The organism is Acinetobacter sp. FDAARGOS_515 (assembly GCF_003938865.1).
In the GTDB taxonomy this organism is placed as follows: Bacteria; Pseudomonadota; Gammaproteobacteria; order Pseudomonadales; family Moraxellaceae; genus Acinetobacter; species Acinetobacter ursingii.
On sequence record NZ_RKIX01000003.1, the window covers coordinates 2,127,220 to 2,142,619 of the forward strand.

General features: G+C 36.9%; 8 protein-coding genes. 5 read left to right on the top strand and 3 right to left on the bottom strand.

Features of this window, described 5'->3' with window-relative positions; genetic code table 11:
• Positions 1 to 40 precede the first annotated feature (40 nt).
• Genes hsdR through EGS47_RS11905 form a run of 4 tightly spaced genes read left to right on the top strand, consistent with a single transcriptional unit; the run spans position 41 to position 9,561 of the window.
• Entirely contained in the window at positions 41 to 2,419 is a 2,379-nt protein-coding gene (gene hsdR / locus EGS47_RS11890) for an EcoAI/FtnUII family type I restriction enzme subunit R (protein ID WP_119686956.1), read from the top strand.
• A gap of 50 nt (positions 2,420 to 2,469) precedes the next feature.
• Complete coding sequence (locus tag EGS47_RS11895; RefSeq protein WP_035272208.1) at positions 2,470 to 3,945, top strand: type I restriction-modification system subunit M; 1,476 nt, start codon at positions 2,470 to 2,472, stop codon at positions 3,943 to 3,945.
• Between the two features lie 15 nt (positions 3,946 to 3,960).
• A complete protein-coding gene (locus EGS47_RS11900; protein ID WP_005005248.1) occupies positions 3,961 to 6,303 on the top strand; it encodes a restriction endonuclease subunit S in 2,343 nt (780 codons plus the stop codon).
• A 15-nt stretch (positions 6,304 to 6,318) separates the two neighbouring features.
• Positions 6,319 to 9,561 (top strand): RNA-directed DNA polymerase, encoded by a 3,243-nt coding sequence (locus EGS47_RS11905; protein ID WP_005005247.1) that lies wholly within the window; start codon positions 6,319 to 6,321, stop codon positions 9,559 to 9,561.
• Between the two features lie 122 nt (positions 9,562 to 9,683).
• Here EGS47_RS11905 and EGS47_RS11910 read toward each other — a convergent pair whose 3' ends face one another.
• The 3 genes from EGS47_RS11910 to EGS47_RS11920 form a co-directional block, all read right to left on the bottom strand.
• A complete protein-coding gene (locus EGS47_RS11910; protein ID WP_004987419.1) occupies positions 9,684 to 10,967 on the bottom strand; it encodes a ribonucleotide-diphosphate reductase subunit beta in 1,284 nt (427 codons plus the stop codon).
• 141 nt (positions 10,968 to 11,108) lie between these two features.
• Positions 11,109 to 11,240 carry a preprotein translocase subunit YajC gene (locus tag EGS47_RS11915; protein WP_171063255.1) on the bottom strand — a complete coding sequence of 44 codons (132 nt, stop codon included), beginning with the start codon at positions 11,238 to 11,240 and terminating at the stop codon, positions 11,109 to 11,111.
• A gap of 57 nt (positions 11,241 to 11,297) precedes the next feature.
• The gene (locus EGS47_RS11920; RefSeq protein ID WP_005005227.1) at positions 11,298 to 14,123 is read right to left on the bottom strand and encodes a ribonucleoside-diphosphate reductase subunit alpha; all 2,826 of its coding nucleotides are present in this window, start codon (positions 14,121 to 14,123) and stop codon (positions 11,298 to 11,300) included.
• Positions 14,124 to 14,669: 546 nt separating this feature from the next.
• On the opposite strand from EGS47_RS11920, the gene bfmR reads away from it, so the two are divergent.
• Positions 14,670 to 15,386, top strand: coding sequence for a response regulator transcription factor BfmR (gene bfmR / locus EGS47_RS11925; RefSeq protein ID WP_005005226.1), 717 nt, complete (start codon positions 14,670 to 14,672; stop codon positions 15,384 to 15,386).
• The last annotated feature ends 14 nt before the right edge of the window (positions 15,387 to 15,400 follow it).

Consider the following 15,400-nt stretch of genomic DNA (forward strand, 5'->3'; position numbering starts at 1 on the left):
TCTTTATTCTAATTATAAAGATCAAATATATGGCTTTAGAATGGATAAGAAGAAACTATCTGAACGAGATATATGTAGTAAATTTATCAACCCTGCCTTAGAACAAGCAGGATGGACTGCACATCAAATCCGTGAAGAAGTGACTTTTACCAATGGTCAAATAATGGTGCGTGGAAAACTACATACTCGTGGTGAGCGTAAACGTGCTGATTATGTTCTTTACTACAAGAAAAATATTCCTTTAGCGATCATTGAAGCTAAAGATAATAATCATAGTCTAGGAGCTGGTATGCAGCAGGCTTTAGCCTATGCTGATTGTTTACAAGTACCTTTTGTTTTTTCAAGCAATGGCGATGGCTTCTTATTCCATGACCAAACGGGTCTATTTGGAAAAGTTGAGCAAGAACTAGAATTGGAAGAATTTCCCTCACCTGAACGGTTATGGAAACTGTATGAACAATATAATGGTTTGACTACTCCTGAATCAAAGCAAATCGTTGAATATCCTTACTATGATGATGGTTCTGGAAATATTCCTCGTTACTACCAAGTTAACGCAATCAATAAAACGATAGAAGCGATTGCGCGAGGGCAAAACCGTATTTTACTTGTCATGGCAACAGGTACAGGAAAAACCTATACAGCTTTTCAAATCATTTGGCGCTTATGGAAGTCGGGTGCAAAAAAACGGATTTTATTTTTGGCAGACCGAAATATTTTAGTTGATCAAACTAAAAATAAAGACTTCAAACCTTTTGGTCAGCACATGACTAAAATTTCAAAACGTATGATTGATAAGAGTTATGAAATTTATTTATCGCTTTATCAAGCAGTAACTGGTTCAGAAGAAGAAAAGAACATCTACAAGCAGTTTAGTCCTGAATTCTTTGACTTAATTGTGATTGATGAATGTCATCGAGGAAGTGCAAAAGAAGATTCATCATGGCGTGAAATTTTAGAATACTTTAGTTCAGCCACCCATGTTGGTTTAACAGCGACTCCAAAAGAAACCAAAGATACTTCAAACATTACTTATTTTGGTGATCCAGTTTATACCTATACGTTGAAACAAGGGATTCAAGATGGTTTCCTTGCACCTTATAAAGTTGTGCGTATCGACATAGATAAAGACCTACAAGGATGGCGACCAGAAAAAGGCAAAAAGGATCAGCATGGCAACGAAATTACTGATCGTATCTATAACCTTAAAGATATGGATAAAGGGCTTGTTTTAAAGAAGCGTACAGAACTTGTCGCTCAAAAAATTACAGAATTTTTGGTGAATACTGATCCTTACGCCAAGACAATTGTGTTCTGTGATGATATTGATCATGCAGAGCGTATGCGACAAGCTTTAGCTAACTTGAACCCTGAACGAATCAAAGAAAATCGTAAATTTGTCATGCGTATTACTGGTGATGATAAAGAGGGTAAGGCTGAACTAGATAACTTTATTAATCCTGAGGAACGTTATCCTGTCATAGCAACAACGTCTAAACTGATGACTACAGGCGTGGATTCACAAACGTGTAAATTGATTGTGCTTGATCAGCATATTAAATCCATGACTGAGTTTAAACAGATGATTGGTCGTGGTACACGTATCAATGAAGAGTTTGGAAAAACTTGGTTTACGATTATGGATTTCAAAAAGGCGACAGAACTTTTTAGTGATCCAGCTTTTGACGGTGAACCTGTTGTCATTTATGAGCCTAAACCAGATGAACCTGTCGTACCACTTGATGAGCCAGATATTGGAGATGAAGGTGATGAGACAGATTATCCTGATGATGATTCAACAACAGGTGGTACTTCTGATGGTGACGATACTGGTGGGGGTGATGGCGAGCCACCAAGAAAATTCTATGTAAATGATGTTGCTGTTAATGTGATTGGAGAGCGAGTTCAGTTTTATGATAACGATGGAAAATTAGTGACTGAATCTCTGAAAGATTATACTCGTCAGCATATTTTAAAAGACTATGAATCTTTAGATGCATTTTTAAGAAAATGGAAAGGTACTGATAAAAAGTCACTTATTATTGATGAGTTCAAAAAGCAGGGCGTAATTTTTGAAGCGTTAGAGGATGAAGTGGGCAAAGACTTTGATCCTTTTGATATGATTTGCCATATTGCTTTCGATCAGCCTGCATTAACTAAAAAAGAACGTGCTAACAATGTGCGTAAACGTAACTATTTTACCAAATATAATGATCAGGCTCGTCAGGTATTAGATGCTTTACTAGATAAATATGCTGATCAAGGGATTGAGCCAATTGAAGATGTAAAGATTTTACAAATTCCTCCGTTTAATCAAATGGGGTCAATCATTGAAATTATTCAGTCATTTGGGTCGGTTGAAGCATATACAAATGCTTTAAAAGAATTAGGAGATCATTTATATGAGGATGCATCTTAATCGTCTGATTGGTACAATTGCCGCCAAATTTTTATTGATGCAGTTGTAGTATGAGCATTTCAGGAACAATTAAATCCATTCAGGATACCATGCGTGAAGATGTTGGCGTAGACGGTGATGTCCAACGCTTAGGGCAGTTGGTATGGATGTTGTTCCTTAAAGTTGTTGATGATCGAGAAAATGAACTAGCAACTTTGGCTCTATTTGAAGGTAAAACTTTTAAATCACCAATCCCTGAGAAATTCCGTTGGCGTAATTGGGCAGCAAATGATGAAGGTATGACAGGAGATGAGCTTAAAAATTTCATCGACAATGAATTGTTTCCTGCATTACAAAATTTAGCTGTTGAAAATGATGATCCACGCGCTCGTGTAGTACAAAATGTATTTGCTGATGCATATAACTATATGAAATCTGGAGGTTTGATTCGTAAAGTCATTAACCAGATTCAAAAGGGCTTTGATTTTAATAAATCTAAAGAACGTCATGCCTTTGGTGATATTTACGAACAATTATTACGTGATTTGCAAGCTGCTAAGAACTCAGGTGAGTTTTATACTCCACGTGCAGTCACAACTTTCATGGCGCAGATGATCGATCCTCAATTAGGTGAATCTGTGCTTGATCCTGCGTGCGGTACAGGTGGATTCCTTACTTCTGCAATTGAACATAAGCGTGAAAATTATGTTCAAACTGCTGAAGATGAGAAGATATTACAAAATAGTATTTACGGAATTGAAAAGAAGCCTTTGCCACATTTGCTATGTACAACCAATATGATTCTGCATGGCATTGATGTACCAGTAAAAATTATTAGAGATAACACGCTCTCTTACTCTTTGAATCATTGGGTTAAAGAAAAGCGTGTAGATGTAGTTCTGACTAATCCTCCATTTGGTGGCACGGAAGAACAAGGCATTGAAAAGAATTTTCCTTCAAAATTCCAGACTCGTGAAACTGCCGATTTATTCATGGTGTTGATCATTCAGCTTTTAAAAGCGCATGGTCGTGCAGCAGTAGTATTACCAGATGGTTTTATGTTTGGTGAAGGCATTAAAACTGCGATTAAAGAAAAATTAATGGAAGATTGTAATCTACATACGATTGTTCGTTTACCTAAGTCTGTATTCGCACCATATACATCGATTAGTACCAATATATTGTTCTTTACCAAAGGCAAGAAAACAGAAGAGGTATGGTTCTATGAGCATCATTTGCCACAAGGTGTAAAAGCGTATAACAAAACTAAACCGCTTCAGCTTAAAGAGTTCGACACTTTAAAAGCATGGTGGGGCAAAGAAGGTGATAATTTTGCGAGTCGTGTAGCAAATGAACAGGCATGGAAAGTATCACTTCAAGATATTATTGGTCGCAGCTATAATCTTGATATAAAAAATCCGCATCAGGTTGAAGAGGATGTAAAAGACCCTAAAGAGCTTTTGGCTAAATATGAGAGCCTTGAGGCTGAGGTTGCTAAAATTCGTCAGCAATTAAAAGCAATTTTAGATGAAGCTTTAGGTCAATAGTTCGGGATGAGTAAAATGACAGATGTTAAAAAACTCATTACTGAGGATTTAGATATTTGGTTAACAGCAGAAACTGAGAAAAAGTCGGGACGTGGACGTAGTTCAGGTTCTAGATATTCAATTTATGGGATTTCAAAATTACGAAATTTGATAGTCCATTTAGCTACTAATGGAAAATTAGATACATATCGACCTAATGAAAACTCAGTAGACCTTGCTTCCTTAGATTTAAAATTTATCTCAAGAAATAGTTTTAAAAAAGTAAAAGACAAAACTATTAGCGTGCCTCATGAAAATTGGATTGTTTCAATTCTAGGGGAAACTATAAAAATAAATTCAGGAGATGGCTTAACCTCAAAACAAATGAATCAAGAAGGTTCAATTCCTGTTTATGGGGGAAATGGTATTGCTGGTTACCATGATTCATACAATGTTTGTGAACCGACCTTAGTTATTGGTCGTGTAGGCTATTATTGTGGTTCAATTCATATTACTGAACCTCAGGCTTGGGTAACAGATAATGCTTTCCTTACAAAATTTTCCAAAGACTGTTTTATAATTAGATATTTAGAACTCTTACTTAAATCAATTGATTTACAAGAAAATTCAAGTGCTACTGCTCAGCCTGTAATTTCAGGAGCTAAAATTTACCCTTTACCAATACTCATCCCACCATTAGAAGAACAACAACGTATTGTTGCTAAAGTCGATGAGCTTATGCAATTTTGTGATCAACTTGAACAACAGCACAATTTAAGCTCAGAAGCACATGATCAATTAGTTGATACATTGTTAAATGTTTTGATTTACTCATCTAATGTTGATGAGTTCCAACAGAATTGGCAACGTATTTCAGAAAACTTTGATCTTTTATTTACCACTGAATACAGTATTGAGCAGTTAAAGCAAACGATTTTGCAGTTGGCTGTAATGGGTAAACTAGTAAAACAAGACCCCAGCGATGAACCAGCAAGCCAGTTGCTAGAACAAATTGCTCAAGAGAAAGCAAGATTAGAAAAAGAAGGGAGGATTAAGAAGTCCAAGCCTTTGCCTGAAATAAGTGATGAAGAAAAGCCTTTTGATTTGCCTAGTGGGTGGATTTACACAAAAATCGCTGATCTTTGTCGTCCAATTTCTTCAGGTTCTACACCTAGCGCAGATAAATTCACACAGTCGGGTATCCCTTTCCTTAAAGTCTATAATATTAGAGATCAGAAGATAGATTTTTCTTATAAAGAGCAATTTATTGATGATGAAATTCATAAAGGAAAGCTAAGTCGCTCAAGACTTTATCCTAATGATGTTGTCATGAACATTGTTGGTCCACCTTTGGGTAAAATTGCAATTATTCCTGATGATTATCCAGAATGGAACTGTAACCAAGCCATAGTTTTCTTTGGTGTTTTAATTCCTGATATTTCAGAATATCTGTATACATATTTATGTGAAGGCTCATTTCTGAATCAAATTGAATTGATTGGTACAGCAGGGCAAGACAATATCTCTGTGACAAAATCACAGAATATTGTTATACCTTTACCACCATTAAATGAGCAAAGACGTATTGTTAAAAAAGTAAATCAACTCTTCTCTATTATTGGGCACTTTCAGGTTCTACAAAGTAAATTACGTAAAACTAAACTTCATTTGGCTGATAGCTTAGTTAGTAGTGCATTGAATGATTCAAACGATAAGAGTAAATCTGAAACTACAGACAATATTGTCCAGTTTGAAAAGCCAATTGAGATAGTTAAAAATTCGAAGCAAAAAAGTACTGATCAAATTGATTTGTTTACAGAAGAAAGTGTTGACGATGATGTGAAACTTTTGTCTTTAGCTGCTGAAATCACGTTTCAATTACATACAGAACCAACTTTTGGTCATTTAAAACTGCAAAAGTTGATCTACTTATGCCAACAACTAAAACATATGGATTTAGCTGCTGATTTTAAACAACATGCTGCTGGTCCTTACGATCCAGTTATGGCACGTTATTTAGATAAAGAGTTTAAAGATCGTGAGTGGTTTAGTTACGATCCTAAGCGGGACTTAAAGTACAAACCTCTCAGTAGATGTAATGATCATAAATCGGTATTTAATAGGTACTTTGCTAAGGATGGATCTGAGATTTATGACTTAATAGGACTTTTTAGAACAAGTAAGTCTGACCATATAGAAATTGTTGCAACACTTTTTGCTTGTTGGTTACGTTTGTTAGAGAAAAAACGATCTGTTACTGAAGAACAGCTTTTGAAAGATTTTTATGCTTGGTCGGAAGAAAAGAATCGATTTAGTAAAGCTGAAGTATTAAATGGTTACAAGTGGATGATGTTACATTTCATAACACCAATAAAATAATTGAAAGGGGAATTTATGTCGTATCAGGCTGTTTTTACAGGATGGGAAAATCTTCAACTGGAGGATTTATTAGTCGCTTATAGAAAAGCTAAAGCAGATTGTTTTTTTGAGAATACATTTCCAACAGCTGTAAAATTTGCTAAATACGAACAAAACTTGCTCGAAAATTTAAATGATCTACTTGCACAACTCAAGAGAAAGAAAGGATTTAAGGTAAATAAAAAGTTGTTAGGTGATTATCGAGTCGTTCCGAAAAAATTAAAAATTGAAAAGAAAAATAATTCTTCTATAGCTCATGTACACTTTTCTAATCCTGAAAAAATATTAGATAATTTATTTTCTGAAAATAAATTAGAACCTTCTTTTCGAATAATCGGGGATTTTCCTGTAGAAACTCATATTATTTCTGCTTTATGGATTAATATGATTGGAGAGAAGTTTGATGAAAAATTATCAGAATCCTGCTATGGTGCGAGGCTTAAACGCATTGATAATGATTCTCCTCTTGGTACATATAAACCTTTTCATATTAGTGCTATAGGTTCTTTTTTGCCTTATTTTCAACCTTATCAAAAATGGCGTAATGACGGATTAAATGCTATTAGATGTGAATTGGAAAAAGATAAAAGTGTGATAGCTGTCTCTTTGGATTTGAAAAGCTATTATCATTATATTGATCCGAAAATTATTTCATCTAAAAAATTTCTTGACTCCTTTGATTTTGAGCTTGATAAGAATGAACTTTTATTTACTCAACAATTAGCTGATTTTTTAGAAAAATGGGCAGTAGAAGCTGCTAATTTTTCTAAAAAAATTTCAGATCAGTCTGAAAGTATAACAGGTGGATTAGCTATAGGATTAACTGCGAGTAGAATCATTTCTAATATGATACTTCATAAGTGGGATAAATTGATTAATGAAAAATTAACTCCAATACATTATGGTCGCTATGTGGATGATATGTTCTTAGTCTTAAGAGATGCGGGGGATATTACAAATAGTGATAAACTGATGAAGTTTTTAAGGGAGCGTATAGGGGAAAAGGTCTTAGTACAAGATGCAGATGAACCTACCAATTGGTCTATTAATCAACCATATTTTAAAAATAATAAAACCCAAATTTGTTTGCAATCTAATAAGCAAAAGTTATTTATTTTGCAGGGGCAAATGGGTTTAGATTTACTTGATAGTATTGAAAAAGATATTTATGAGCTTTCAAGTGAACATCGTTTAATGCCTTCTCCTGATCAACTTGATAAATCAACAGCTGCAAAGGTTTTATCAGCTGCTGGAAGTGTTGGTGAAAATGCAGATACATTACGTCGTGCAGATGGTCTAACTCTAAGAAGATTAAGTTGGTCTTTACAGTTAAGACATGTGGAAACTCTTGCTAGAGATTTACCACCAAAGGTATGGAAAGAGCAGAGAGACGAGTTTTATCAATTTGCTCATAATCATATCTTAAGAGCAGATGTTATTTTTGATCATTTCAATTATTTACCTCGTCTTCTTGGCTTTGCTATTAGTCTGAATGAATGGCAGCAAGCACTGTTAATAGTGCTTAAATCCTATCAAGCACTAGATATTATAAAAAATCGAATTTTTGAACCATTGGGTGAAATTAATGGTACAGAATGTCAGCTTCGAGAAGAAGTATGGAAATATGTTTCGGGTTCGCTAACAATATTATTTATAGATGCAGCTACAAAATATTTTGATCCTAAACAATTATTTAAAGAGAAGGAAACTAAACAAAAGGCAATTGAAAAATTATTTTTTAAAAAATTGATAGATAGCATACATTCTATTAATGACTTATTAATTTTTGATTCAGACATTATTGATTTTTATAATAATGCTCCATTGGTCGCTAAGGCTGATTTAGCTAAAATTCCATATAAAGAAATTTTGAATTTCAAAGAGTCTAAGCAATTATTTGAAAGCTCTTTGGGTGAGAAAAATAAATTAATTAAAATGAAGTTTGAAAAAATCGATTTAATTAGTTTTGATTCACTAAAAAATTTCCTTAAGTCATCATATAAAAAACGACTAAAGTATGTTGAGCAGAGCAAATACTCTTATGAAAATTACATGCCATATTTGTTTCCAACAAGACCTTACACCCCTTTAGAAATATCCGAATTAGCACCAGAATGTGTAGGTCTTTTAACTAATGAAGGAAAAGTTTGTCCAACTAGACCTGCATTAATTTGGGCTAATTATACACAAGCTATGCGAGGCGTGTGGATTAAACCAAGCTTACTAGCAATAGAAAATGATAAGCAAATTGACAGCATAAGAAGAAATCCTGAGTCAAAAAAACCACGTAGATTCTTAAAGATAGGCACAAATAATAGAGACAACGTTATTATTGCCTTAACAAATTTAAAGACTACAGAAAAAGATTGGGCTAGTTCAGCAGCAAATAAACCTAATTTAAGTTTGGATAGATATCAAAGAATATCTAATTTGGTTAATGATATTTTAAAATTAAAACCTAAACCGGATTATGTAATCTTTCCTGAACTATCTATACCATTAGATTGGGTTGATAGTATTGCATCAAGGCTCTGCTCTCTAGGGATTAGTATTATAGCAGGAACAGAATACCGTCACACTGGTACTAATAAACTTATCAGTGAAGCAGTATTAATATTAGCTGATAATCGTTTAGGGTATTCAACATTTTCTAAAATTTGGCAGCCAAAGTTAGAACCTGCTGTAGCTGAAGATAAAGATTTAATAAGTATATATGGTAAAGAGTGGGATTTTGATCTAACAAGACGTAGATGTAAAGATGGTATTTTAAGATCACTTAGAAAGCCAATTTATATTCACAATAATTTTTATTTTGGAGTAATGGTGTGCTCTGAATTGCAAAATAGTAAATCAAGAATAAGTTTTCAAGGAAAAGTAGATGCACTCTCAATTCTTAGCTGGAATCAAGATTTAGAAACTTTCTCTACATTAATTGAATCTGCTGCTTTAGACGTTCATGCATATACGATTTTGGTAAATAATAGAATATATGGGGATAGTCGAATTCGGGTTCCAGCTAAAAAATCATATAATCGCGACTTAGCAAGAGTTAGAGGCGGCGAAAATGACTTTGTAGTAGCTGCTACTCTAGATATTAAAGAATTAAGAGCTTTTCAGAGCCATGCAAAGAGGTGGACTCAAGATAGTGATAAATTTAAACCATTACCTGAAGGATTTGAAATAATACAATCCAGAAAGCTATTACCTCCCATCAAGTAAGAAAAAAATAGAGCCATTAGGCTCTATTTTTTTGAATTAATGTAGTTGATGGAATCTGTAACAATCTCGAAATATGTGTCAAAAATCTCACATCAACTGTCATTCAGCGACGAGATTTTAACTTACCAGCTCAACGCCCCACCGGTCTGATAATCTGTCACACGAGTCTCGAAGAAATTCTTCTCTTTACGCAAATCCATCATCTCAGACATCCATTGGAATGGATTGTTCACACCTGGATACTGTTCAGGTAAGCCAAGCTGAGCCAAACGACGGTTACAGATGAATTTTAAGTATTCTTCCATCATCGCTGCATTCATGCCTAGTACGCCACGTGGCATTGTGTCACGCGCATATTCGATTTCAAGCAAGGTACCTTCAAGAATCATTTGAATGACTTCTTGTTGGAACTCGGCTGTCCACAAATGCGGATTCTCGATCTTGATTTGGTTAATCATATCGATACCAAAGTTCACATGCATGGATTCATCACGCAAAATGTACTGGAACTGTTCAGAAACACCGTTCATTTTATTACGACGACCCATACTCAAAATTTGACTAAAGCCGCAGTAGAAGAAAATTCCCTCAAGTACACAATAAAATGCAATCAGATTACGTAATAATTGCTGATCAGTTTCAGGTGTGCCTGTTTCAAATTTTGGATCACTCAAAGATTGCGTATATTTCAAGCCCCAAGCTGCTTTACGCGCCACACTTGGAATCTCATGATACATGTTGAAGATTTCGCCTTCATCCATACCCAAAGATTCAATACAATATTGATAGGCATGCGTATGAATCGCTTCTTCAAACGCCTGACGTAAAATGTACTGACGACATTCAGGATTGGTAATTAAACGATAAATCGCCAGAACCAAATTATTGGCAACTAAAGAATCCGCAGTCGAGAAAAAGCCAAGATTACGTTTAATAATAATACGTTCATCTTCAGTCAAACCATTTTCAGACTTCCATAATGCAATATCATGGTTCATGTTGACTTCTTGCGGCATCCAGTGGTTGGCACACCCATCCAGATATTTTTGCCAAGCCCATTCATATTTAAATGGCACTAACTGGTTTAAGTCCGCACGACAGTTGATCATGGCTTTATCATCAACTTGTACGCGATTTGCACCCGTTTCAAGCTCTTCCAGACCCACTGTAATATCCAGATTTTTTAAGGATTCAGATGCTCGAGCCACCGAATCGGTTGAATCTGTTGATCGGCTGGTAGCGGTTCCAGCGGGTTGTACATTTGCCACACGCGGCGATGATGGCTCTGCATCAGATACCAGCGGCGCAGTTGGCGCTTTTTGCGGTTCGACGGGCGCAGACTTGTGTTCAGGTGCAGCCGGTTTTTGCGAATCATCTTCGAAATCGTCCCAACTCAGGATAGACATAATCAAATTCTCTCTTCGTTGTTAATATCTTTATTGACACCTTTCTACGAAGATGCCATTACTATACGCTTATTATGTGTAAGCAAAATTAAGTTTTGTCGATAGATGTTCTAAAATTATTCAATAGAACCTATATCCCCACTACTTATTTTGATTACGCTGTTGATTACGAATCTTAAAAAAAGCGTAAACCATAGGCGCGTAAAAGAATAAAAAGGCAAAAATCAGTACAGCTAGACCTAATGTGTAGTTATGACTGAGATGTAACATGATCTTTACCTTTTATTGTGCAAGGAAATATTGTTCTGATATTTCCTTGCGTATTCGTCATTACTGACAAGCTTCACAGTCTGGATTGTCGATTGAACAAGCCATTGGTACTGGTGCTGCCGTCGTGAAACCATCTTCTGCTGTCACTTCAGGCTTTACTTCCTGAGCAATTGCTGCAACAGGGGCTGCAACCGTAGTTGCTTTAACTGCGTTTAATGCGCCAGTATTGATGGTGGATTTCTCAGCCGAGGTTGCACCTAAAGCTCGGAGGTAATACGTAGTTTTTAGACCACGTAACCATGCCATTTTATAAGTGATATCCAGTTTCTTACCGTTGGCACCTGCAATATACAGATTCAGCGACTGTGCCTGATCGATCCATTTTTGACGACGTGAGGCAGCATCCACAATCCAGCGTGGCTCAACTTCAAATGCAGTGGCAAAGATCGCTTTCAGTTCTTCTGGAATACGTGAAATCTTTTGTACTGAACCTTCAAAATGTTTCAGATCATTGACCATCACGCTATCCCAAAGACCACGATCTTTCAATGCGCGAACAAGGTAAGGGTTGATCACGGTGAATTCACCAGAAAGGTTAGATTTCACATACAGGTTTTGGAATGTCGGCTCAATCGATTGAGACACGCCACAAATGTTAGAAATCGTAGCAGTTGGTGCAATCGCCATGACATTTGAGTTGCGCATACCATCTTTTTGCACTTTGGTACGTAAAGTATCCCAGTCCAAACGTTGAGTACGATCCACTTCAAACATACGTTCAGGGCGTGTTCTACCAACAAGGTCTAAAGAGTCGATTGGTAAAATACCTTGATCCCAGAGTGAACCTTTAAAGGTCGAGTAAACACCACGTTCAAGCGCAAGATCACTTGAAGTTTGAATGGCGTAGTAACTAATGACTTCCATCGACTCATCAGCAAAATTAACTGCTTCATCAGAGCCATACGCCAGATTCATTTCGTATAAAGCATCTTGGAAGCCCATGATACCCATACCAACAGGACGATGTTTCAGGTTCGAATTTTTGGCTTGTGGTACAGCATAGTAGTTAATGTCGATGACGTTATCGAGCATACGCACGGCTGTTTTGATGGTACGTGCCAATTTTTCACGGTCTAAAGCGCCGCCTTGTACGTGTTGTACAAGGTTGATCGAACCTAAGTTACAGACTGCAATTTCATCCTGATTAGTATTTAGGGTAATTTCAGTACATAGGTTTGATGAGTGAACCACACCCACATGTTGCTGTGGTGAACGCAAGTTACATACGTCTTTAAATGTAATCCACGGATGACCTGTTTCAAACAGCATCGACAGCATTTTACGCCATAAGTCCTGAGCACGAACTTTCTTGTAAAGGAAGTTTTGCTCTTTAGCAATCGCTTCATAATGCGCATAGCGTTCAGCAAAAGCTTGACCTGTTAGATCATGCAAATCTGGAACTTCGGACGGGGTAAATAATGTCCATTCACCATCTTCAAACACACGTTGCATAAAGAGGTCAGGCACCCAGTTAGCGGTGTTCATGTCATGGGTACGACGGCGATCATCACCTGTGTTTTTACGTAATTCCAAAAACTCTTCGATATCTAGATGCCATGTTTCAAGATACGCACACACCGCACCTTTACGCTTACCACCCTGATTTACGGCAACCGCAGTATCATTGGCGACTTTCAGGAAAGGAACAACACCTTGAGATTTACCATTGGTGCCTTTGATGTAAGAGTTCAGGGCACGTACAGGTGTCCAGTCGTTACCTAAACCGCCTGCCCATTTTGATAGCATTGCATTGTCACGCATGGCTCCATAAATGTTGTAGAGGTCATCACCAATAGTGGTTAAATAACAGCTAGATAACTGCGGACGCAATGTGCCTGAGTTAAATAGGGTCGGCGTAGATGCCATGTAGTCGAAGCTAGACAATAAGTCATAAAACTCGATGGCACGTTCTTCACGATTGGCTTCATTAATGGACAGCCCCATGGAAACACGCATAAAGAACAATTGTGGAAGTTCGTAGCGTATGCCATCTGAGTGAATAAAGTAACGGTCGTATAGTGTTTGTAAACCTAAATAAGTAAACTGATTTGATCGCTCTGGTTTGATTGCTGCTGCAAGTTTGGCAAGATCAAAGTTTAATAATTCTGGATCGAGTAACTCAAGTTCAACCCCTTTTTTCAGGAAGATTTCAAGCGCATCACTTTCAAGCGTATCTTCAGGTAAACCTAAAAATTCAAGACCTTTGGCAACCAGTTCATTACGCAATAAACGCGCAGTGACATAGGTATAATTTGGCTCATGTTCAATGCGGGTACGTGTTGCCATCATCATTGTCGTGGCAATATCGCTCGCTTTCACGCCGTTATATAAGTTTTTAACTGTTTCATCAACAATCGCTTGAACATCAATCCCTTCCAGACCTTCAGCCGCTTTCTCAACTTCTGCTGATAGCGCATCGAGATCTAATGGTTGGAGCTGACCATTGGCATCCGTAATCTGTAAAGTCGGGTGATGATTTGCACCGGCCTGTTGACGAGCGTTAGCGCGTTGTTCACGATAGATGACATAGGCACGCGCAACTTTTTGTTCGCCTGTACGCATCAAGGCCAGTTCAACCTGATCCTGAATCTCTTCGATGTGAATCGTGCCGCCAGAAGGTAAGCGACGATTAAAAGTATTCATGACCATTTCTGTAAGTTGAGTAATACGGTCGTGAATACGGCTTGAATCTGCACCTTGTTGTCCTTCGACCGCCAGAAATGCTTTACCAATCGCAACGGAAATTTTCTCTGCATCAAATACAGCAACTTCCCCAGTGCGTTTAATCACCTGAAGTTGGCCAGGAGTTGAAGTGATTACGCTCATGTCAGCATAGCTCCATTGTCATCTATAGTTATGTTCATTGGACCGTTTCAATCGGGCAAAAAGGTGGCTCGATATTTGAGGAATAAACACAAGACTTAGTGGTTAGTGTTTGTTTTAAACACAAGATACGGGAATTTTAATGTGATATCAATCTTGACATTTTATTAATTTTTTATTCATTCATTATCTGTCTGATTCTGCGATGCATAGCTTAGCAAAGTCCTAAAAAATTACGTATAGATAACTATGTGGATAACTCAAAAAACAGACATTTACAGGCTTAAAAAGCGGCTATAGAAATAATTTGTTTAATATTTATACGTACTATTTAGCGAATTAAGATAAGTGGTAATTTTTAAACCAAAATAATAAAATCACTGAAAATTCAACAGCTAATAAAATTGCAACAAAATACAACTGGCGTGTATCAGTTTGGTGAACAAGGACTTGTTTACAATGTAAACGTGTGTATATTGCTTTCTATGAAGCATGTCTATCTGTCGGATTTTAAACAGATACACTTAAATATATAAATAGGGGCATTGTATGAGCCAGGAAGAAAAGTTACCTAAGATTCTGATTGTTGAAGATGATGAGCGTCTTGCACGTCTAACGCAGGAATATCTGATTCGTAATGGGCTAGAGGTTGGGGTTGAAACAGATGGTAATCGTGCAATCCGTCGTATTATCAGTGAACAGCCTGATCTTGTCGTACTCGATGTGATGTTACCAGGTGCAGATGGTTTAACCGTTTGTCGAGAAGTGCGTCCTCACTACCATTCGCCGATCTTGATGTTAACTGCGCGTACTGAAGATATGGATCAGGTCTTGGGTCTGGAAATGGGCGCAGATGATTATGTGGCTAAACCTGTACAGCCTCGTGTATTATTGGCGCGCATTCGTGCTTTGTTACGTCGTACTGATAAAACGGTTGAAGATGAAGTAGCACAACGCATCGAATTTGATGATTTGGTCATCGATAATGGTGGACGCTCAGTGACCTTGAATGGTGATCTAGTCGATTTCACTAGTGCGGAATATGACTTACTCTGGCTATTGGCTTCAAATGCAGGTCGCATCTTGTCTCGTGAAGATATTTTTGAGCGTCTGCGTGGGATTGAATACGATGGACAGGATCGTTCGATTGATGTGCGTATTTCACGCATTCGTCCAAAAATTGGCGATGATCCAGAGAACCCGAAACGTATCAAAACTGTGCGTAGCAAAGGCTATTTATTTGTAAAAGAAACCAATGGTATGTGAAACATCCATTGTTA

Bases quoted from the DNA above. Each gene is read 5' to 3' on its own strand.
- EGS47_RS11900 (WP_005005248.1), top strand. From the start codon at position 3,961: ATGACAGATGTTAAAAAACTCATTACTGAGGATTTAGATATTTGGTTA.
- EGS47_RS11920 (WP_005005227.1), bottom strand. From the start codon at position 14,123: ATGAGCGTAATCACTTCAACTCCTGGCCAACTTCAGGTGATTAAACGC.
- EGS47_RS11905 (WP_005005247.1), top strand. From the start codon at position 6,319: ATGTCGTATCAGGCTGTTTTTACAGGATGGGAAAATCTTCAACTGGAG.
- bfmR (WP_005005226.1), top strand. From the start codon at position 14,670: ATGAGCCAGGAAGAAAAGTTACCTAAGATTCTGATTGTTGAAGATGAT.
- EGS47_RS11910 (WP_004987419.1), bottom strand. From the start codon at position 10,967: ATGTCTATCCTGAGTTGGGACGATTTCGAAGATGATTCGCAAAAACCG.
- EGS47_RS11895 (WP_035272208.1), top strand. From the start codon at position 2,470: ATGAGCATTTCAGGAACAATTAAATCCATTCAGGATACCATGCGTGAA.
- hsdR (WP_119686956.1), top strand. From the start codon at position 41: ATGGATAAGAAGAAACTATCTGAACGAGATATATGTAGTAAATTTATC.